The 20,681-nt window shown below is 66.3% G+C and carries 17 protein-coding genes and 4 pseudogenes; 6 read left to right on the forward strand and 15 right to left on the reverse strand.

Annotated elements, in window-relative coordinates; translation table 11 throughout:
* Positions 1-51: 51 nt before the first annotated feature.
* Positions 52-1,383 (reverse strand): isocitrate lyase, encoded by a 1,332-nt coding sequence (aceA, locus tag ABIB51_RS11855; protein WP_354188179.1) that lies wholly within the window; start codon positions 1,381-1,383, stop codon positions 52-54.
* Between the two features lie 140 nt (positions 1,384-1,523).
* Here aceA and ABIB51_RS11860 point away from each other — a divergent pair, with 140 nt between their 5' ends.
* From ABIB51_RS11860 to ABIB51_RS11870, 3 genes are all read left to right on the forward strand, one after another.
* Positions 1,524-3,035, forward strand: a complete 1,512-nt coding sequence (locus tag ABIB51_RS11860) for a helix-turn-helix domain-containing protein (RefSeq protein WP_354188181.1) — start codon at positions 1,524-1,526, stop codon at positions 3,033-3,035.
* Positions 3,036-3,685: 650 nt separating this feature from the next.
* Entirely contained in the window at positions 3,686-4,072 is a 387-nt protein-coding gene (locus ABIB51_RS11865; RefSeq protein ID WP_354188183.1) for a hypothetical protein, read from the forward strand.
* A gap of 117 nt (positions 4,073-4,189) precedes the next feature.
* Positions 4,190-5,938, forward strand: a complete 1,749-nt coding sequence (locus ABIB51_RS11870; RefSeq protein WP_354188185.1) for a pyruvate dehydrogenase — start codon at positions 4,190-4,192, stop codon at positions 5,936-5,938.
* A 248-nt stretch (positions 5,939-6,186) separates the two neighbouring features.
* On the opposite strand, the pseudogene ABIB51_RS11875 reads toward ABIB51_RS11870, so the two are convergent.
* The 11 genes and pseudogenes from ABIB51_RS11875 to ABIB51_RS11925 form a co-directional block, all read right to left on the reverse strand.
* Positions 6,187-6,453, reverse strand: a pseudogene (locus tag ABIB51_RS11875) (ATP-binding protein); the annotation flags it as partial.
* A 152-nt stretch (positions 6,454-6,605) separates the two neighbouring features.
* A complete protein-coding gene (locus ABIB51_RS11880; protein ID WP_354188189.1) occupies positions 6,606-8,066 on the reverse strand; it encodes a glycosyltransferase 87 family protein in 1,461 nt (486 codons plus the stop codon).
* Positions 8,067-8,080: 14 nt separating this feature from the next.
* Positions 8,081-8,785 (reverse strand): TIGR04282 family arsenosugar biosynthesis glycosyltransferase, encoded by a 705-nt coding sequence (locus ABIB51_RS11885; RefSeq protein WP_354188191.1) that lies wholly within the window; start codon positions 8,783-8,785, stop codon positions 8,081-8,083.
* Entirely contained in the window at positions 8,782-9,498 is a 717-nt protein-coding gene (locus ABIB51_RS11890; protein WP_354188193.1) for a glycosyltransferase family 2 protein, read from the reverse strand. The genes ABIB51_RS11885 and ABIB51_RS11890 overlap by 4 nt, the downstream gene beginning before the upstream one ends.
* Positions 9,499-9,613: 115 nt before the next feature.
* Positions 9,614-10,027 (reverse strand): Rv1678 family membrane protein, encoded by a 414-nt coding sequence (locus tag ABIB51_RS11895; protein ID WP_354188195.1) that lies wholly within the window; start codon positions 10,025-10,027, stop codon positions 9,614-9,616.
* A complete protein-coding gene (locus ABIB51_RS11900; protein WP_354188197.1) occupies positions 10,024-10,581 on the reverse strand; it encodes a DoxX family protein in 558 nt (185 codons plus the stop codon). Before ABIB51_RS11900 ends, ABIB51_RS11895 begins: the two co-directional genes overlap by 4 nt.
* Positions 10,582-10,840: 259 nt before the next feature.
* Complete coding sequence (locus ABIB51_RS11905) at positions 10,841-11,842, reverse strand: Rv1681 family radical SAM protein (RefSeq protein WP_354188199.1); 1,002 nt, start codon at positions 11,840-11,842, stop codon at positions 10,841-10,843.
* Positions 11,833-12,645 (reverse strand): Rv1680 family SBP-like protein, encoded by an 813-nt coding sequence (locus ABIB51_RS11910; protein ID WP_354188201.1) that lies wholly within the window; start codon positions 12,643-12,645, stop codon positions 11,833-11,835. Before ABIB51_RS11910 ends, ABIB51_RS11905 begins: the two co-directional genes overlap by 10 nt.
* 12 nt (positions 12,646-12,657) lie before the next feature.
* On the reverse strand, positions 12,658-13,773 hold the full coding sequence (gene fadE16, locus ABIB51_RS11915) for an Rv1679 family acyl-CoA dehydrogenase (RefSeq protein ID WP_354188203.1): 1,116 nt from the start codon (positions 13,771-13,773) through the stop codon (positions 12,658-12,660).
* 408 nt (positions 13,774-14,181) lie between these two features.
* A pseudogene (locus tag ABIB51_RS11920) lies at positions 14,182-14,568 on the reverse strand (ATP-binding protein); the annotation flags it as partial.
* A pseudogene (locus ABIB51_RS11925) lies at positions 14,565-15,069 on the reverse strand (IS21 family transposase); the annotation flags it as partial. The pseudogenes ABIB51_RS11920 and ABIB51_RS11925, both read right to left, overlap by 4 nt.
* Before the next feature lie 22 nt (positions 15,070-15,091).
* On the opposite strand from ABIB51_RS11925, the pseudogene ABIB51_RS11930 reads away from it, so the two are divergent.
* A pseudogene (locus tag ABIB51_RS11930) lies at positions 15,092-15,598 on the forward strand (serpin family protein); the annotation flags it as partial.
* A 240-nt stretch (positions 15,599-15,838) separates the two neighbouring features.
* Here ABIB51_RS11930 and ABIB51_RS11935 read toward each other — a convergent pair.
* On the reverse strand, positions 15,839-16,201 hold the full coding sequence (locus ABIB51_RS11935) for an iron chaperone (RefSeq protein WP_354188325.1): 363 nt from the start codon (positions 16,199-16,201) through the stop codon (positions 15,839-15,841).
* A 29-nt stretch (positions 16,202-16,230) separates the two neighbouring features.
* Positions 16,231-17,103: a hydroxymethylpyrimidine/phosphomethylpyrimidine kinase gene (locus ABIB51_RS11940; RefSeq protein ID WP_354188205.1), complete on the reverse strand. Its 873-nt coding sequence runs from the start codon at positions 17,101-17,103 to the stop codon at positions 16,231-16,233.
* 142 nt (positions 17,104-17,245) lie between these two features.
* Here ABIB51_RS11940 and ABIB51_RS11945 point away from each other — a divergent pair, with 142 nt between their 5' ends.
* Together ABIB51_RS11945 and ABIB51_RS11950 are read left to right on the forward strand one after the other, a co-directional pair.
* Positions 17,246-18,658, forward strand: a complete 1,413-nt coding sequence (locus ABIB51_RS11945) for an MFS transporter (protein WP_354188207.1) — start codon at positions 17,246-17,248, stop codon at positions 18,656-18,658.
* 236 nt (positions 18,659-18,894) lie between these two features.
* Complete coding sequence (locus ABIB51_RS11950; RefSeq protein WP_354188209.1) at positions 18,895-19,590, forward strand: queuosine precursor transporter; 696 nt, start codon at positions 18,895-18,897, stop codon at positions 19,588-19,590.
* A gap of 148 nt (positions 19,591-19,738) precedes the next feature.
* Here ABIB51_RS11950 and ABIB51_RS11955 read toward each other — a convergent pair whose 3' ends face one another.
* Entirely contained in the window at positions 19,739-20,680 is a 942-nt protein-coding gene (locus ABIB51_RS11955) for a type IV toxin-antitoxin system AbiEi family antitoxin domain-containing protein (protein ID WP_354188211.1), read from the reverse strand.
* Position 20,681 lies beyond the last annotated feature (1 nt).

Raw genomic sequence — 20,681 nt, forward strand, 5'->3', positions numbered from 1 at the left:
CGATGAGCACCATAAGTGATAGGGCAACGGGCGGGAAAGGGGTGTGCAGCGTTAGTGGAACTGGCCTTCTTCGGTGGATCCCACCAGGGCCAGCGTGGATGCGTTCGGGTTGAGCGCGGTAGCGATGTCGTCGAAGTAGCCGGTGCCGACTTCGCGCTGGTGCTTGGTCGCGGTGTAGCCGCGGGACTCGGAGGCGAATTCTTTCTCCTGCAGCTCGACGTAGGCGCTCATGCCTTCACGGGCGTAGCCGTGGGCGAGGTCGAACATCGAGTAGTTCAGGGCGTGGAATCCGGCCAGGGTGATGAACTGGAACGTGAAGCCCATGGCGCCGAGTTCGCGCTGGAACTTGGCGATGGTGGCGTCGTCGAGGTGCTTCTTCCAGTTGAACGACGGCGAGCAGTTATAGGAGAGCATCTGGTCCGGGAAGTCGGCCTTGACGGCTTCGGCGAACTTGCGGGCCAGCTCCAGGTCCGGGGCGCCCGTCTCCATCCAGATGAGGTCAGAGTACGGGGCGTAGGCCTTGGCGCGGGCGATGCAGGGTTCGATGCCGTTGCGGACCTTGTAGAAGCCTTCCGCGGTGCGGACCGGCTGTCCGCCTTCGCGGAGGATGAATTCCTGGTCGCGCTCGTCGACGTCGGAGGTGATCAAGGTGGCGGCCTCCGCGTCGGTGCGGGCGATGATGACGGACGGGGTGCCGGCGACGTCGGCGGCCAGGCGGGCGGCGTTCAGCGTGCGGACGTGCTGCTGGCTGGGGATCAGGACCTTGCCGCCGAGGTGGCCGCACTTCTTCTCCGAGGCCAGCTGGTCCTCCCAGTGCACGCCCGAGGCGCCGGCCTGGATCATGGACTTCATCAGCTCGTAGGCGTTGAGCGGGCCGCCGAAGCCTGCCTCGGCGTCGGCGACGATCGGGACCAGCCAGTCCTCGACCGTCTGGATGCCTTCGGAGAATTCGATCTGGTCGGCGCGGAGCAGGGCGTTGTTGATGCGGCGGACCACCGTGGGAACCGAGTTCGCAGGGTAGAGCGACTGGTCCGGGTAGGTGTGGCCGGAGTTGTTGGCGTCGGCAGCGACCTGCCAGCCGGAAAGGTAGATGGAACGCAACCCGGCCTTGACCTGCTGCACTGCCTGGTTGCCGGTCAGGGCGCCCAGGGCGTTGGTGTACTTGCCTTCCTTGTGCTCCGTGGTGAGCTGCTTCCACAGCTTCTCGGAGCCGCGGCGGGCGAGGGTGTGTTCCTCGGAGACCCGGCCGCGGAGGCGGACGACGTCGGAAGCCTTGTAGTCCCGGGTGACACCTTCCCAGCGCGGGGTGGCAGCCCACTCAAGCTCCAGGGCGGCGGCCTGCTCTTCGGGCGTCTGCTGGGTGGGCTCAAATGCTGCAGTCATTGTGGTCTCCTTGGTGGGCCCGGGCCGCCTCCTTCTGCTTCCTCGCAGTAGGGGTGGCTGATCCGGAGCGGCGTTTCTTTCCGTGAGTTCTACTTTTCTGCACTTTCCAAGGGGTTTCTAGACCAAAGCTATAGAAAGAAATGCACTTCTTCGCGTATTCTCAAGAAATGCACTCAACCAGCTGGAACCGCCAAGCCCTTTCGCCGTCCGCGCCCGCAGCGCCGGAGGTGGATGTCATCAGCATGGGCCGGCGCGTCCGCCATCTGCGCAAGGCGGCAGGCCTCACGCTCGACGATCTGAGTGCCGCCGTCGGCACCGCGCCAAGCCAGTTGAGCCTGATTGAAAACGGCAAACGCGAGCCCAAGCTCGGGCTGCTGCAGCAGCTTGCGGCGGCCCTCGGGGTCAGCATCGACGATCTGCTCGGCGCGGAGCCGCCCAACCGCCGTGCGGCCCTGGAGATCGAGCTGGAACGCTACCAGCGCAGCCCCATCTATGAGTCCCTGAACCTGCCCAAGATCCGCATCAGTTCACGGCTTCCGATGGATGTGCTGGAGTCGATGGTGGGGCTGCAGCATGAGCTGGAACGCCGCCTGAACGAGCAGGTCGCGACGCCGGAGGAGGCCCGGCGCGCTAACGGTGAGCTGCGGGCCATGATGCGCGAGCGGAACAACTATTTCCCCGAGTACGAGGCCGAGGCGGAAAAGGTCCTGGCCTCGGTGGGACACACAAGCGGTCCGCTGTCCCACCATGTCATCTCGGACATTGCCGGGCACCTCGGATTCAGCCTCCACCATGTGGGTGATCTGCCCCATTCCACCCGTTCGGTGACCGATCTTAAGAACCGCCGAATTTATCTCACGCAGAACTCACGCAGCGACCACGACCCCCGATCGGTGCTGCTGCAGGCGCTGGGCCACTACGTCCTGGGCCACCAGACCCCCAACAACTACGGCGATTTCCTGATGCAGCGGGTGGCCACAAACTACTTCGCAGCGGCCCTGCTGCTGCCCGAGAAGGCCACCGTGGAATTCCTGCAGGAGGCCAAGCAGGCCAAGGAAATCGCGGTCGAGGACATCAGGGACGCCTTCGCCGTGTCCTACGAGACCGCCGCGCACCGCTTCACCAACCTCGCCACCCAGCACCTGGGCATCCGGACCCACTTCCAGAAGACGCACAAGAGCGGCATCATCTACAAGGCCTACGAAAACGACGGCGTGACGTTCCCGCAGGACCACACCGGCGCCATCGAGGGCCAGTTCTCCTGCCGGAACTGGACCAGCCGGGTGGTGTTCGATGTCGCGGATAAGTTCAGCGCCTACAACCAGTACACGGACACGCCCGCCGGGACGTACTGGTGCACTGCCCGGACGGAACGCTCCGCGAACGGTGAGTTCTCCCTGTCCGTGGGAGTGCCGTACGCCCAGGTGAAATGGTTCCGCGGCCGTGATACCACTGAGCGCTCCAAGTCGACCTGCCCGGACGAGAGCTGCTGCAAACGTCCGCCGGCGGCCCTGGCCTCGGAGTGGGCGGGCAACGCCTGGCCCTCGGCGCGGGCGCATTCGCACCTGCTCGCCGCGATGCCGCCGGGCGCGTTCCCCGGCGTGGACGAGACCGAGGTGTACAGCTTCCTGCAGGCGCACTCGGGGAGCTGATACGGTCGCGCTCAGCCGGTTGGCCCGGTTCGCCGGCCGGGTGGCCGACAGGCCCGGCCCGGCGAACTGAGCGGGCCCGGCCAGCCGGGGACTGAGCGGGCCCGGCCCGGCGGGGACAACTACCCATCGCGGAGCATTCACTCCCCGCATAGGATGACGGTGGACCGGTCGTTCCGCGTTGTCACTTTCCGGGGGGAAAGGACCTATCCCATGCCGTTATTGAACGCTGCCACTTGCTTGCCACAAATCAAACTGCCCAGCGGGCCGGGGGCGTTGAGCAAGGCAGTGTCGTACCTGGCCGCCGTCGTACTCGTCTTCAGGCCTGATTGCCGGGGCTGTTCCTGCGAACGCAGCGACCTATACCTTCAAGGCGTGGTGACGGGAAAACTCGCTGCTGCGGCGGCGCCGTCGGCTCTCGGAGACGTTCAGGTCGGGGCGGCAAGATGAGCGGCCGGATCACCAACTAGGCCGGCGCAGCGGTGACTGCAGTGGAAATCTCGGCTGTTCCCGATGAGGGCGGACAAGCCAGCTCCACCACCCCGGATGCCAACGGCTACTAGACGCTCACCAAGATTCCGCCCCACCTGACTAACATCAGCGTCACGGACACGGCCGGGGTACCCCTCGCCGAAATCGGCTACACACCTTACGTGTTCAACGACGCCACCGGCGCCTGGGATGGACCTCAGATGGGTCCGCTGCTGAGCGATGGCTGCGGCAAGGTCTATTGGCACATGACCGTGGGCAAGAAATACAAGTTGTGCGTTTCCGACAATTTCTACGGCGGCGCACCCCGGGAGTACCGCCACAAAGACGAATGCTGCGACAACGCTGCCACGATGGACCCGGCGGCGGTCCTCACTGCCTCGGCAGCAGGACAACGGGTTCAGGCGGCCATGCAGCTTGACGTTGCCGGGCTCTCGCTGAAAGCCGGTGACATCTTCGCCTATGGCTCTGCCCAGTCGGGCCAGACGCTTACAAAGAACGCTTACACAAGCCTTGGTCGGGATGCGGCGCTGACAGCCGCCATCGGCTGATCTGGGCTGCGGACATGCCGGCGGACGTGTTAGCGGCCAGGGCTGGGAAGCGCTCCAAGGTCTGCGGACTATATTGGCCCTGTCAGCTAATGGATCCGACCGCGGGAGCGCCCAGCCATGGCCAAGGAACTTGCAACCCAGCTCATCGAACAACTCCAAGCCGCGGGTGTGCAGCGGATTTACGGGATTGTCGGGGACAGCCTGAACCCGATTGTCGACGCCGTGCGGAAGACCGGCGGTGCGGCCAAAGGCGGCATTGACTGGGTCCACGTGCGGCACGAGGAGGCTGCGGCCTTCGCGGCCGCGGCCGAAGCGCAACTGACCGGCCGCCTCGCGGTGTGCGCCGGCTCCTGCGGACCCGGGAACCTGCACCTGATCAACGGGCTCTACGACGCCAACCGCTCCGGGGCGCCGGTGCTGGCCATTGCCTCGCACATTCCCAGCAAGCAGATCGGCAGCAGCTACTTCCAGGAAACGCACCCGGACCGGCTCTTCAACGAGTGCTCGGTCTATTCCGAGCTGATCAGCACGGCCGAACAAGCGCCCCGCGTGATGCACAGCGCCATCCAGCACGCCGTCGCGCTCCGGGGAGTCGCCGTCGTAACCCTTCCGGGGGACATCGCCGGGCTCGATGCGGTGGCCGACAGCCCGCTTCCCGCCGCGTTTGTGCCTGCGAGCCTGGTGCCGGCACCGGAAAGTGTGCGGGAGCTGGCCGATGCCATCAATGCCGCCGGCAAGATCGCCATCTTCGCCGGTGCCGGGGTCCAGGGCGCCCACGACGAGGTGATTGTCCTGGCGGAAGCCATTAAGGCGCCGATCGGCCACACCCTGCGCGGCAAGGATTTTATGCAATACGAGAACCCCTACGACATCGGGATGACCGGGCTGCTCGGCTATGGTGCCGCGGCCGAGGGGATCGAGGACGCGGAGCTGTTGATCCTGCTGGGAACAGACTTTCCCTACGACCAGTTCCTTCCCGCAACACGGACGGCGCAGGTGGACCGCGCTGCCCACAAACTGGGTCGGCGGACGGACGTGGACATCGCCGTTCATGGTGATGTACTCCCCACCCTCGCTGCGCTGATGCCCCTGATCCAGGCCAAGAAGAGCCGACGATTCCTCGATGCCATGCTCAAGAAGCACGACCGGCTGATGAACAAAGCAGTTGGCGCCTACACCCGGAAAGTCGAAAAAACCGAGCCGATCCACCCCGAGTACGCCGCCTCGCTGCTGGACCAGGTGGCGGCGACGGACGCCGTCTTCACCGCCGATACCGGCATGGGCAACGTCTGGACCGCGCGGTACATCAACCCGCTTGGCACCCGCAGATTAATCGGCTCCTACCTGCACGGGTCCATGGCGAACGCACTGCCCCACGCCATCGGCGCCCAGTTCGCCTACCCCGGGCGCCAGGTGATTTCGGTGTCGGGCGACGGCGGACTGTCGATGCTGCTGGGGGAGCTGATCACGGTCGCCGCGCACCGGCTGCCGGTCAACGTGGTGGTGTTCAACAATTCGACGCTGGGCATGGTGAAGCTGGAAATGCTGGTGGACGGGCTCCCGGATTTCGGCGTGGACGTCCCCGACGCCAACTATGCCGCGGTGGCCCGGGCCCTGGGATTCCACGCCGTCCGGGTCAGCGACCCGGCCAAGATCGCGGATGCGTACCGGGAAGCCTTTGCCCACCCCGGCCCGGCCCTCGTGGAACTCATCACGGACCCCAAGGCGCTCTCCATTCCGCCGAAAATCAAGGGCTCCCAGGTGCTGGGGTTCGCGACCGCGATGTCCAAGGTGGTCCTCAACCGCGGTGCGGGCGAGGCAGTGAGCATGGCCCGGAGCAACCTCCGCAACATCCCGCGGCGGTGATGTGGGATCGCGGCGGCCGGGCGGGATCCACGTCGGAGTGCCGGAAACTCGCCGGTTCGCCGCAAACTTCCGGCTGTGGATTTGATCGCTATGTGGCGGCGTTTTGTGATCGCTCGGTGTCGCACCAGCGTCCGTGAGTATTTGAAGGTTTGAACGCCACCTGTTCGTGCGGTTCAGCGCCGGGGTTCGTGCGGGAGAGCGCCAGCGGTCGCGTGGCCTGGCGCCGCTGACGCCCTCCGTGACAGTTGCTAGGCGGTTGCGAGTGCTGTGTGTTCTCGCATGTTGTAATTGCCTGTCTCGACCCAGATCGTGTTGTGGATGATCCGGTCCATGATCGCGTCGGTGTGAACGCCTGAGCCGAGCCGCTGGTGCCAGTCCTTCTGCGAGTACTGGGTGCAGAACACTGTTGAGGTCTCCCCGTAGCGGCGTTCCGTCAGTTCCAGCAGCATGGTGCGCATCGATTCCGTGGGCCGGTCCAGCAGCCGCTCATCAATGACCGGCAGGGTGAATGCCGCCGCGGTGCGCCCGGCTATCTCCGCCAGTGTCACAGGGCCCGAGGGTAAGCCATAGGGGGTGTCGATGGTCACGGTTGACTTCACTCTGGCTCCGGGCAGCCGGTACGTTCAGGAACCTCCGATGATGCCGATGCGGGTCTGCATACGCTGGCTCACTGTTTCTTCCAATCTGTTGTACTGCCGTCCGGCACGAACCTGGCTCGGTGGCGCAGCCAGGCGGCGACGGCCACGGCCAGGGCTGCGGCGAGCAGGGCGGCCTGGTTGATCATCGCGTCATACGGTGCGGTGGAGGGGATCATGTAGATGACATCAAGGGCGAGGATCACGCCGATGTACTCCCACCTCCTGCTCAGGACGATGAAGGGCAACAGCATCAGCGCGTACCAGGGGTAGTTGGGGCTCACGATCAGCAGCGTCAGTCCGATCATAAGCGTCTGCCGCTCCCAGATGTTCCGGGAAATCGTTGTGCGGAGCACAACCAGGGCCACCGCAGCCAGTGCCGCGGCACTGAGTATGAGGGGCCATGGGCCGGCCGAGACGATCCGTGCCAGGCCGAACCTGATGCCGCCGGCCTGGCTGTAGCCCTCTTCCTTGAGGTACTCGGGTAAGAAGCCCAGGACCCCGGAGCCGGCTGCCAGCAGATAGGGCACATACAGGAGCAGGAAGGTGCCGGCCGCGGAGGCAATGAAACGTGCCGGGTGCCTGAACAGCAGGGCGGGAGCGGCGATGAGGGGGATCAGTTTGGTGGCCACGGCGGCTCCGAAGGCGGCGCCGGACCGGAAGGGTTTGCCGGTAACCAGCAGCATCCCCGCGCCGAGGAGCAGCGCGCCACCGAGCACGTCGATGTGGGCGTTGTTCACCGCTTCGAGCTGCACGAACGGGCTCCAGGCCCAAACGGCGGCCAGGCGGACGGGCAGGCCGGTGCGGGCCAGCACCCTGAGCAGCATCAGTGTGACGGCCGCACCGATCAGCAGCCCGCCCAGCTGGAACGGCAGGTAGCCTACAGCGTCAGGGACCGCTGCCCGGACCGCGAGGAAATAGATCTCAGCCGTGGGAGCGTAAATCGTGGGCACATGCGGCCGGTTAATGGCCGTGCAGAGGGGGTTCCCCGACGGAAAACCCGTGGCGGCCACGGACTCTGTCCCGAACAGATTCAACGGACAGACAGTTTTCCCGTCAGGACCTGACGTGCCGGGCGCAAACAGCCAGGCCGGCCGGTGATCGGCGAGGGTCTCATCGATGGGCACGAACGCATACGGGGAAACCCCGGCTTTCTGCACGATGCCGTCCCACGTATACCGGGCGGAGTCGTTGCTGGTCCGGGGCGGGGCACTCATGGCAGCCAGCCCCAGCAGCACCATTCCTGCGATGACCAGGGCGCCCACGCGCCGCCGCGGCACCTGCCGCAGCGTGCGAACAGCCGCGAGGAGAACCAGCCAGGAAAGGCAGGATCCGATGATGGGTGCCGAAGCAATCCGGTTGCCGGGCAGCACCATCCACCACAGCAAGAACGCACCTGCCGCCAGCAGCGCCAGCAACTGCGCAACCAGCAGCGCCTGCAGCCTGAAGCTGGTGTCCGCCGCCGCTGCCGGTTCCGCCGTATCGGGTTCCACCCTTTGATCCTGCCCTAGGCCGGCCCGGAGACCACAACCCGGTCTTCAGGCTTGTCACCGCGGCCTTTGGTCTGCATTTGTTCGATGACGGCCGCCACCGCGGCTGCGAATTCGGTGCCCGGGATTTCCGCGGCGATCTCCCGTGCATCGTCCATGTGGTCCATGTCCCTCAGAACCGGCAACAGCCCCACTGAGAGTCCGCCCGCCGCCAGCCGGGAGAGCTGTTCCGCTCCGGTCGTGTCCGTGGACATCGGCACGCCGCGGACCAGCGCGCCCCCGGGCCGGCGGAGGGCCAGCGCCCAGAAGCCGCCGTCCTCAGCCGGTCCCATCCAGGCATCGTGCTGGGGCGTCGCCGCGGACCAGTCCATGAGTAGCGGGGCAAGATGCGCCGCTGAAACCTGGGGTGTGTCCATGCCGACGATCAGCAAGGGGCCGGTGGCGTCGTCGCAGATTGCAGCGAGCCGTTCATCCAGCTGGCCGCCGGTCTGGGCCACAACGGCGAATCCTGCGGCATCCCGGGCGCGCGGTCTCCCGTCCATCACCAGCAGCCGTTCGCGTACCGGCAGGAGTCTGATGGTATCGAGAGTCCTGCTGAGGCTGAGTTGTGCCAGGTCAGCGGCCTGATCGGGCGTCAATGGCGGAGTCAGCCGGGTCTTCACCCGGCCCGGCAGGCACTCCTTGGCGAAGACCGCCACCTGCAGATCCAGCGTTGACCTCATGGCTGTTCCTCGCTGTCGGGAAGGCTACGGACCGGCCCGGCATCAGCTGCGGCCGCTGCTGCCCGGAGCTGTGCTGACATATCGCGCACAGCCCTCACTGTGCCCAGGACTGTTCCGGTTACCTTGGACTTGCCCGTGCGCGGGGCATAAACCACCGGAAGTTCGGTGATTCTCCAGCCCCGCAGGCTGGCTTTGAGAAACATCTCCAGCGGATATCCGCTCCTGCGGTCCTCAAGCTGAAGGGACAGAAGATCCCCGCGGCGTGCGGCCCGCATGGGTCCGAGGTCGGTGACGGCTTCGCCGGTGCGGCGGCGCAGCCACCAGGCCAGGACATGGTTGGCGCTACGGGCATGAAAAGGCCATGAACCCCGCTGCGGTCGGCGGCTGCCCAGCACGAGATCGGCGGTGCCGGCCATGACAGGCGCCAGCAGGGCAGGCAGCCCGGCCGGATCCAGGGAGCCATCGCAGTCGCAGAACGCCACGAAGTCCGCCGTAGCGGCGAGAAGGCCGGCATGGGCTGCCGCCCCGAACCCTCGCCGGCTTTCCCGGATCACCGTCGCCCCAAGCTCCGCCGCAAGTTCCGCCGAACCGTCGGTGGAGCCATTGTCCACCACGATGGCCCGGTACCCGTGAGGCATCCTGGCCAGGACCCATTGCAGTGCCCCGAATTCATTCAGACACGGCAGAACAACATCCACTGTGGGCCCGGTCATGTTGCTCACCCCTCCACGCCATGGGTCCAGGCACGCGGATACGGTCTTCTCCGTGGCCAGTTCACCGCCTCGTGGGACTCACCTCGGGGCAGGATAGGCTCGCCGGCCACAGCCGTTAGCCCGGTCCGATGGGTGCGGCTCGCCGTTCAGGTGTCTTCTGGTCACCGACGAGGATGATTCCGATGAGGGCCAAGCCGAGTCCGGTCAGCAGCGCTGCCGTTCCGACGCTGCCGGCGATCAGCGCGAACCCCTGTCCGTAGGTGACAAGACGGATGAGTCCCAGGGCGATCATCACTACCCCGACGCCGAACAGCACGGCGCGCAGCCGGAGCACGGTGCCGGCGAAGGCGATGAGGGCAAGAATGAGAAGAACCACCGCTTGCAGCGGATTGACCGGCACCAGCTTAAGCGGGTCATAGTCGATGAGTGCGAATAGGGCGCTTGCCGCGGTGACGGCACTGAGCGCAACTGCCCGTCGCCGGGTTCCCTGATCCAGTCCGGCCCGGGAGGTACCGCGGGGACCGGTCATGATGCCCTCAGCGCCCACGTGGCCAGGCGGTTCGACGAGGTCCGCCAGAGCGGACGGAGCAGGCCGTCGAGTCCCGCGGTCCGGCCGGCAGCCGTCGCGAGCAGCACCAAGTGCGCGGCGAGCATGAGGTAGTAGGACCAGTGCCACTCGTTGGGTGCGTTCAGAACGGACATGGTGATCGCCAGAGTCTGGATGATGCCGATCGCGGCCCAGAAGCGGGTGAACAGGCCGGCGAGCAGGAACGCGCCGAGGCTGAACTCGACCAGCAGGGTGGCGTAGCCGAAAAGTGTGAAGTTCGGTAAAACGACGTACTGGACCAGCCAGGAGAACGGCGGGAGGACCGGGTGCTCGACGGCGTAGCTGGTGAATTGGAAGAGACCCGTATGGTCGTCGCGGCCGAAGTCGGGGGGGATCTTCCAGCTGACGTTCTGGATCCACAGAAGGGCCACGGCAATTCGCAGGCCGGCGATGACGGCCCGGGCGGTCCGCCCCGAGTCGAGTCCTTCGTCGGCGGTCCTGCCGCCCGACGCCGCGGTCGCGGTCAGGTCAGACATCGTCGGAGACCTTGCTGTTGTCCTTCATGAAGGCGTCTCTGCAGGGCGCAGGGCCAGCCGGCGATTCCCCGCGACCGCCGGATATATGTACGACAAGCACCTCGTCGTTGGGCCTCATGGCATCATGCTAGCCCCAAAGCGTGTCCTGGGCGAGGCACGAAGCCTATCGGTCGGCGCACATCCGGTGTGTTGTGGGTGCACGAACGCACTGCGGATTGCGCCCGGTCCGAGGAGCCGGTCCGGGCCACTGTAAGCCTGGCTACGCGCAAGGGAAGAGTTTAGCGGCGGCACCGGCGGCAGCCCACTGCTCGGCGAAGAGCCGGTAGACCTCGCTGAGAGCCGGCCCCAGGGGTTCGATCTGCGTGCTGACAAGGGCCCGGTCATCCGTCGCGGCGACCGGGTGCCAGTACACCCCGTCGGCGGTGACGGTGACTTCCGGGACCAGTGTTTCGCGGCTGAACTGGACCCCGGTGTCGGCGGCGCCCTGCTGCGCGACCGGGCGGATGACCTGGTCCGCCCGAGGGATGCCCAGCCCGTCGAGAAAATCGTGCAGCGCGGCCAGATCGGTCGCGTGCGGCGACGCGATCGTCGCAGCCACCCGGACCCGGAAACCCTCGCCGAGTGCGACGCCGACGCCGGCCACCGCCCGGGCCCAGCTGCCGGCACCGCGGTGCCCGTCGTGGATCTCGGGGGTCGGGGAGTCCAGGCTGATCTGCAGGGCGAAGTCCTCGCGCGGCATCGCCCGCAAGGAACGAAGCCCGGGCCCCCGGAACAACATTCCGTTGGTCAGCAGGGTGGTCGGCAACAGCCGGACACAGTCTGTGACAATCCGAGCAATGTCGGGCAGCAGAAACGGTTCGCCGCCGGTGAGATAAACCTCCTGGACGCCCCAGTCTGCGCCCGCCCGAACCAGGCGGGCGATCCGTTCGACGCCGAGCTCCCGGCGCTCGGCCCTGGGTGAGGAAGCGACACAGCAGTAGTCACAGGCCAGGTTGCAGTGGAAGTTCGTGTACAGCCAGAGCCGTGCCCCGGGCAGGCGGTCCGGTCCCAGCGTCACTGCCGGGTCGGGCAGGCGGCCGCGCCGTACGACGGCGGCGCCGGGCCCAACGTCGGTCCATGACTCGGTGATGAGGGTGTTACCCGTTCGTTCACACCAGCGCTGGACCAGGTCAAACTCGGTCGCGGAGCCGATAGTCACCGCGCCGGTGGCACCCTCGGCCAGGGTCCCCACCATGCGTACCAGATCCAGGATCACCACCACTTGGTCACCCCCTGCTCCTCGACGGCGGCGAACAATCCGGCGTAGCCGTCGAGTTCGGGCCGGACCCAGCGCCGCAACCCCTCGAGCTCCAGGATCCGGCGGTGCTCGGGCCGTTCCCAGTCCATGGCCAGCAGCGTGCTGACCCACGGTTCGTAGCGTTCGGCGGGCAGGGTGTCCAGGGCGGTGAACATGCAATGGCAGTACGGTTCGGTCTGCCACACCGCCTCCAGCGCCTCCGGCATCAGCTCCCCGCCGCCGATGCCCTCCCAGGTGGTGATTCCGATTGCCGCGACGTCGGCCTCGCCGGCGAGTACCGCGTCGATGGCGTCCAGCTCGCTGCGCCCGGTGTCACCGTGCTTGCCGATGTCACTATCGAACCTCTGCACCTCCAGCGACGCGAGGTCCAGGCCGGCACGGGCCAAGTAGTACAGCGGCAGGATGGCGGCCTGGGCCGAGTCCGCGGATCCCAGAGCCAGCCGCTGTCCGGCGAGGGCCCCCGGGCCGGAGAACCCGCTTCCGGTGCGGGCCACGAACACGGTCGCGAACCGTGTGTCGGTGTCGCGCATGGCAAGTGCCCGGGCCCGGCCCCCAGTCTGCATGACCGTACGCACATAGGCCAGGTTGGTGTTCCAGATGATGTCGACCTGTCCGGCCCGAAGCGCCTGGACCTGGCGTCCGTAGTTGGAGAACAGGACAAAGTCCATCGGAGCCGGCGAGTCCGTGAAGTATTCGCGGATGCCTTCCCAGATGGGCACCACATTTGGGGTGTAGGCCACGGCACCCACCAGCAGCTGCTCGGACATGATCCGGCCTCCTCAGAACAGCGGCAGGCCGGTGACGGCCCTGCCATAGAAGTCATAGAGCGCATCCGCGGTCGGCGCCATTACCGAGCCCGCCCGCGCATCACGGAAGGCCCGTTCAATGGGCAGGTGCTTGGAGAACGCCGCACCCCCGCAGACCCGCATGGCCGCGTCTGTGATCTCGAGTGCAGCATCGTTGGCCGAGGCCTTGACTCCGAGCACATGCAGCATCGTGTCTTCACCGGGAGCTGCGACGCTGCCGGCGGCATGGGCCAGATAAGCACGCTGCGCTGCCAGGCTGATGCCCATCCGGGCGATCTGGGCCCGGATCGTAGGCAACCCGGCCAGTGACTGGCCCAGGTGCTCGAGCCGGGCCGCTCCAACGTGGGCGACGGCTGCCCGGGTAGCGGCAGATGCCAGACCCAGCGAGACCGCCGCGTTGCCGAGGTTGAACCACGGCAGCACCGTCTCCATCATCAGCGCGAAGCCCGTCGCCGGCCCGCCCAGCCGGTACCCGACCGGAAGGTCAGCGTCCACAGTCATCGGTGCGGAGTCGTTGCCGCGCAGCCCGAGCCCCCGCCAGGGACCGGCAATGTTCAAACCCGGCGTACCGGCGGGAACGGCATACAGGTCCACCTCACCGGGCACCCCCGAGGGCGTGCCGGTCGAGACCACATAGACATCGGCGTGAGCGGCCGACGTTACCCAGCTTTTGTCAGCGCGCAAGCGGACAGTGGTCCCGCTGGCGGTCGCGATCGAGACGGGCGCCCAGAAATGCGACCGGGATCCCCGCTCACTGAATGCCAGCGTGCCCAGCGTTGTCCCGCGCGCCATACCTGCCAGCAGGTCCGGCAGATCCGGGGGCGGCGCGGCCGCGATCGTGACTGCGGCCGCGGCATGCATCAAATAGATCATCGCCGTTGAACCGCACGCCTCCGCCAGTGCACTGACCGCCTCGGTGAACATTTCCGGCCCGGCACCGGCACCGCCGACCTCGACAGGTAGCACCAGCCCCAGGAGACCGCTGGCCCGCAACTCCGCGACCGCCTCAAGAGGATATACCCCGTCGGCGTCCACCCGCTCGGCGTGCTCCCGCGCGACCTTGACCGCATCGTCCAGTGCTTGGCTCATTGACAATCCCTTCACCCGTCCGCCCACACCCCTCGCGTGCCTACATCCCATGCTGACGAGGGTCACGGCCAGCACGTGATGATTATGCTCTCCGCCCAGCCTCCACGCCAGAGGCCAGACCTTACGGTCCAGGAACGTTTGGGCAGGTAACGCTCCTTTCTCGAGGGAAATGGAGCGCCAGATTAGGTACCCGCTCAGAACGGGACGGCCAGACCGCCATTTGAAGCTGACATTTAGCCGCCAACGAAGTTGACCGTCCCAAAGGATGTGGGCGGAATTATGCACGTTGAAGGAATCCAACAACGTCTAGCCGGATCGTATCCGGCGTCCCAACGCCGGATCTCAACAGGGCACCACCGGGCGGGAGTTTCCGGGCGGCTCGATGACGGGCTAACGGGAGGATCTGAAGTCCAAGGCCAGGCAGAGCGGTTGTCCCTTGCGGATCCAGTCACCGGACGCCAGGGTATTGATCGTGGCTTCGTTGATGTTCGGGTTCGCAGCGTAGTCGAAGTCACCCAGCCATTTATCGCGGGGGAAGTTCGCTGACTTCACCCGCCGGATGCAGGAACGCCGGTCCCGGTCATCACACTCGGCCAGCAGAAGCTCCGCAAGGAAGCCCTGATAGGAGAGCTGTTCCTTCCCGGCGACTAGCAGTGCCTCATCCAGAACGGCCCTGATCGTGGGCAGGCGAAGCCGGCGGCAGGCCTGGTCCACGGCCGCGACCGCGGCCTGTTCAGTCAGTCCGCGGCGGCGGCGCAGGATCTGGGACACGACAAGGGCTGTGGTTGGGTTCATGAGACCTGCTCCTTGGACGGCGGGGTGGGAATATTCGGGGCCGGAAGTCTGAGGAGCCGGTCATAGCCTGCCACCGACGGCAGCTGACGCCTGTCCGGTGGCAGGCCGGCGATCACGGCTGCGGGGTCCGCGAGACGGCGCTGGGTGAGACTGACAATGCGGTGCTCAACGATTTCTTCTTTTGCGCCGGGGTGACGGTTGTCCCGAGGCCGCCCGATGATGTCTTCGACGGCGCATCGTCGTGCTTCTACGGCGACTACGTCAGCGGTCACGGCACCGACCTGCAGGGCCGCGGCAATGCCTGCGATGACATGTTCCCGTTCCATGGACCGGTGCAGCAGAAGCACCTCGATCAGCGCCTGGGTCCCGGCAGTATCACCACCTGTTTCCGTGCGGCCGCCCAGAAAGCGTCATGGGCAGCCGTGAACACCCCTCATGGCGGGCTTGTGCCAGTGCAGTGGATCCGGGAAACGCGCCGGGCTTTGTTCTGAGCACGTCAAGTTAATGATCCAGCTGCACCTGGGTGGACCGGAACACCGGCGGCCGGATCAAGAAGGCACCCACGGAGTACGACCGCGACACCACCTTCAGCCTCCTCAATGCCCTCTACTTCGCCGCGGCGTGGCGGTCGCCGTTCGACCCCAACGACACGTCGGACCAACCCTTCACCAAGTCCGGTGGCGAGGAAATCAATGTGCCGACGATGCACCAGGACCTGGAACTGGTCTACGCGGAGGGTGCCGGCTGGCGGGCGGTGGAGCTCCCGTACGCGGAAGGGTTTGCCATGCGGCTGGTGCTGCCCGGTTCCGGTGCCGACCCGGAGACCCTCACGGCCGCCACGTTGGCGGAAATCGTTGCGGCCCTGGACACGGACGCGGAGGTCTCCGTGCTGATCTCCTCGCCCAAGTGGGACCACAAGAGCAGCTTCCACCTTCGGAGGGTGCTCGGTTCGCTCGGGCTGGCCAAGACCCTCGTCACCACCGCGGACTTCGACGTCATCCAGCCCAGGCTCACCATCACCCAGGCCGCGCAGGCTGCCAACATCACCGTTGCGGAGAAGGGAACGGTGGCCGCGGCAGTGACCCAGATTGACGGTGCCGTGACCGGTGCGCCCCCCTGGACCAGACCATCGACTTCGACCGGCCGTTCCACATGGGGAAGGTCTCGGACCCGCGCTGACGGATGGCCCACCGGGAATGAAATCGCCGGAAACTCTCCAGTTCGCCGCAAACTTCCGGCGAACTGGAGAGTTTCCGGCGAACTCGGCGGCCTAGGGCGTCCCGCTCCGGCGTTCAGCCGCCAGCAGCGCCGCCACCTGTCCTATGAGCTCGTACGGCACCGGCTTCCCCATCCGGAACTTCAGCGTCCCCTTCGCCGCCAGGCACGGTGCGACGGACGCGCGGAACGCCTCGTCGCCGTCGGGCACGGGGTACACGGACACATGATGTGCCCAGCCGGCGAAATAGACCACATACGCGCCGCCGATCGTGATCGTCGGGATGCCGTAGCTGATCATCTCCCCGGAATCCGGCACGGCAGTGCGGCAGCGGCGCCGGATTTCCTGAAGGACGTCCTGCACCTCGGCGGGGAATGAGGCGATGTACTCGTCCACGGTGTCAAAGTGCTGTGCCATCTTCCGTCCTCCAGTTGCCGAAGAGTAAGTTAACGCGGGCCGCCCTGCCACAGTGCGTCGAACGGCGCGCCCGAGGCCACCCGGTTCCTGATCCCGGCGGTGACGAACAACTTCGCGGTCCGGGCGGCCTCCAGCGGGGTGGCACCCTTGGCGAGCTCGGCCGTTACGGCCGCGGCCAGCGAGCAACCCGCGCCGGAAACCGCCACCTCGCCCACCTTCGGGGCGGACAGGACCTCGAGCGTCTCGCCGTCGTAGTAGACGTCGACGGCGTCGGGCCCGGCCAGGCGCACGCCGCCCTTGGCGAGCACCGCGGCGCCGCTGAGTTCGTGGATGCGGACGGCCGCGGCCTTGAGGGATTCGAGGTCGGTGATCCGCAGGCCGGAGAGCGATTCGGCCTCGAAGTGGTTCGGCGTGACAAAGGTCGCCAGCGGCAGGATCCGGGCCTTGAGCGCCTGATCGGTGTCGAGGGCGTGGCCCGGCTCCTGGCCCTTGCAGATCAGCACCGGGTCAAGGACAACGTTGGCAAACCCGGAGCCGGCCAGGGCCGAGGCCACGGTCGCAATCGTCGCCGGGCTGCCCAGCATCCCGATCTTCACGGTGTCCAGCACAGACGGCGCGCCCGACGCGGCACCGTAGGCCGCCGTCGTCGCCTCCAGCTGGTCGGCGATGACCTGCTGGTCGATCGGCACGAAGCGGTGGTTCCAGTTGTCCTGCGGATTGAAGGAAACGATGCAGGTCAGGTTGGCAATGCCGAAGACGCCCAGCTCCTGGAAGGTCTTCAGGTCAGCCTGCGCCCCGGCACCGCCGGTCGCTTCGGAACCGGCGATGGTCAGGGCGACGGCGGGAGCGGCGGTGGCACTGGAAGCCGCCAGGGCAGCGGCGTCAAAAGCGGTGGAAGTCATGGTCCCATCCTGCCATTCCCGGCAAACCCGGCGCCTTGTGCCCATGACCAATATGACCAAAACCCGAGTGTTCCGGATCACCAAGGCTAGGGTGGCGGACGGTGTTGCTTTCTTGCGGCGCCGGATTTAGGAAGGTTCATTGATGAGCACCCAACTGTCCGAATCGGCACGAACCCGAAGGGCCGTCAGCAACATCCTTAAGGGCTCTGCCGGCAACCTCGTGGAGTGGTACGACCTCTACGTCTACACCGTCTTCGCGGCGTATTTCCAGTCGCACTTCTTCAGCTCCAAGGACGAACTGCAGGCCGGGCTTGAGGCGATGGCCGTCTTCTCGACGTCGTTCCTGATGCGCCCGATCGGCGCCTGGTTCTTCGGCCGTTACGCCGACCGGAAGGGTCGCAAAGCCGCGCTGACCCTGAGCGTGACGATGATGTCCGCGGGCTCCTTCGCCATCGCCTTGCTGCCGACCACCCAGCAGATCGGTGTCTGGGCGCTGCTGCTGCTGATCCTTATCCGGCTGATCCAGGGCTTCTCGGTGGGCGGCGAATACGGCACCAGCGCCACCTACATGTCCGAGGCGGCTACCTCCAAGCGCCGCGGCTTCTTCTCCAGCTTCCAGTACGTCACCCTGATCGGCGGCCAGATGCTGGCCTTGCTGGTACTGGTGCTTCTGCAGAACACCATGGATAAATCAACGCTGACCGAATGGGGCTGGCGGATCCCCTTCGCGATCGGCGGCGTGGCCGCTCTTGTGGTCCTGTGGCTGCGGCGCTCAATGGAGGAAACGGTGTCGGCCGAGCAGGTCGAGGCCGCCAAGGTTCCCGCAGTGGCCGGCGTTGCCCAGCCCGGCACCATGAAGCTGCTGTTCACCCAGTACTGGAAGCCGCTGCTGATCTGCATCGGTGTCACCCTCGGCGGCACCGTAGCGTTCTACACCTACACCAACTTCATTCTGAAGTTCATGAACGATACCTCCGGCATCGCGAAGACCGACACCTCGGTGATCAACTTCTGGGCGCTGTTCATCTTCATGCTGCTCCAGCCGGTTTACGGCATCATCTCGGACAAGGTCGGGCGCAAGCCGCTGCTCCTGTGGTTCGGCATCACCGGCGTCCTCTTCACCTGGCCGTTGCTTTCCACGCTGGCCGGAACCAAGGATCCGTTCACCGCGTTCCTGCTGATGATGGGCGGACTGCTCATTGTCGGCGGCTACACCTCGATCAACGCCCTCGTGAAGGCCGAGCTGTTCCCTGCCTCCATCCGCGCCCTCGGTGTGGGACTGGGCTACGCCATTGCCAACTCGCTCTTCGGCGGCACGGTTCCGCTCCTGGGTGCCGCGCTCCAGAAGGCCGAGCGCGTGGACCTGTTCTTCACCTACGTCACCGTGGCCATCGCGATCTCGCTGCTGGTCTACATCTTCGCCCTGAAGAACAAGAAATCCACGCACCTCGACCACGAGCAAGGTCACGCCTGGGAGCCCGCTGCTGACGCGGCTGTGCCGGGCGACGGCCCCAAGGACGACGACAAGGATCTTGTCGACGCTTCGCGCCGCTAGATCTGCAGCCTGTTTCGGCGGAGCGTACGACGGCGGGTTGCCGGCTACTGGACTTCGGTCGCGGCGGCCGGCGGCCCGCCGTCGTCGTTAACTGGGGGCAGTCGCCGGGGTGAGAGAATGGAAGGCGGTTCCGGCGGTCAGCCCGTCAGGAGCCATCCAGTGCTAATACAGCCGGCTGCCCACACGACCTCCCCGGAGGCCCTCGCACCGAGCGAACCACTATGAATGGAACACCCATGACTTCCGCCAAGACTTTCCCGGCCGCAGCGCCGCCGAAGTTCGCCTCGATCGGTTCCCCCTACTTCGGCATCCTGCTGGCCTTCATGGCCGTGGTGCTGATCCTGTCCAACATCGGGGCGTCGAAGGGCGTGGCGGTCGGCCCGATCATCACCGACGGCGGCTTCTTCCTGTTCCCGCTGGCCTACATCCTGGGCGATGTCATCAGCGAGGTCTACGGCTTCAAAGTGGCGCGCAAGGCCATCGTCGCCACGTTTGCGCTTTCCGTGTTCGCATCCGTCTGCTACTGGATCATCATCGCCTTGCCCGGCTTCGACGACGATTTCGGCGCCGCCAAGCAGGCCGCGCTGGAAGGCGCCCTGGGCCCGGTCCCGCAGATCGTGCTCGCCTCGCTGCTGGCGTTCCTGGCCGGGCAGACCATCAACGCCTGGATCCTCGTGAAGATGAAGGCGCGCACGGGAGAAAAGTCGCTCTGGGCGCGCATCATGGGCTCCTCAGTGGCCGGCGAGTTGGTGGACACCCTGATTTTCTGCAGCATCGCGGCCTCCGTGATCGGGATTACCGACGCCGGCACCTTCGTGAACTACGTCGTCGTGGGCTTCCTGTACAAAACCCTCGTGGAGTTCCTCTTCGTCCCGGTCACCGCGGGCGCGATCGGCTGGATCAAGAGGCGCGAGCCGAGCTACGGGGCGTAGGACCCTCCCCGGGCCCTCCCCGGGCCCCGCCGTTCCGCCGCTCCGCGGTCGCACCTCCTCCGCCGGTGCCCGTTGCCCAATTCGCCGGACACCTGCGGGGTCGCCGTATCGTCTCGGCGAATCCGCAGGTGTCCGGCGAATTCGGGGCTCAGGATCCGGGACGGTCGGCCAGCGCGCGGAGCAGCCGGCCCTTGAATTGCTGCTCCCGGAAGAGGTCCTTCCACTCGATCCGGACGAACCGCCAGCCCTCTTCAATCAGGGCCTTCTCCCGGCGCCGTTCCTCGAAGAGCACCTCGGCCGTGGGCCTGTAGTCGAAGTACTTGATTTTGCCGTCGAACTCGAGGGCGACTTTCTCCCTTTTCCAGCCAAAGTCCAGTCGATGGCGCCCGGCGCGGCTCAGCACTTCAAGCTGCAGCTCAGGGGGCCTGATCCGCAACCGCAGGATCAGCTCGCGGGTCAGGGTCTCGCCGGGAGATTCTGACCGAGGATCGGCCGTGGCGAGGACGCGGCGGAACGTGCGGATCCCCCGGCGGCCATCCAGCGCATCTGCCATCGCCTGCAGGGCTTCCGGGTCCGCGCCCCGGCGAAGCGCATGGTCTGTGAGGATCAACGCCTGCCCGTAGCGCAGCATCATGGCGCAGTCGGCAGTGGTGCGCTCCAGGGATGTCGTCCGAAGACCGGCCACTTCGGCGATGTCCTGCTCCGCGAAAGGACGGGTGTGGCATCGGACATCCCTGCCGTGGCGCTCGTTCGACGGGCGTACCTTCTGCAGGAGATGGATGGTGTCATCCACGTCCCACAGGTGGAGACGGCGGAGGCGCGCTGCGGACGTGTGGCAGTAGAGGAAGCTGCCTGTCGACGTCGTGCGTGTTCCGTGGGCATGCGCGAAGATGAGCTGCCTGCCCCGTGCGGCCGCGGACTGGGCGTTCCAGAGGCTGGCGCGGATGTAGCAGCCATGGCGTAGCCGGATCAGGGCGCCGGAATCCAGGAGCGCGCGGATGGCCCGGGAGCCGTAGCCGAGGTCGAGCAGTTGTTCCGTGCGCCAGAGGTTGCCCGTCGGCGGCAGCTCGGGCGAGAGGTTTTGTGGCATG

It is taken from the genome of Arthrobacter sp. UYCu712 (genome assembly GCF_040547005.1).
Classification (GTDB): Bacteria; Actinomycetota; Actinomycetes; order Actinomycetales; family Micrococcaceae; genus Arthrobacter.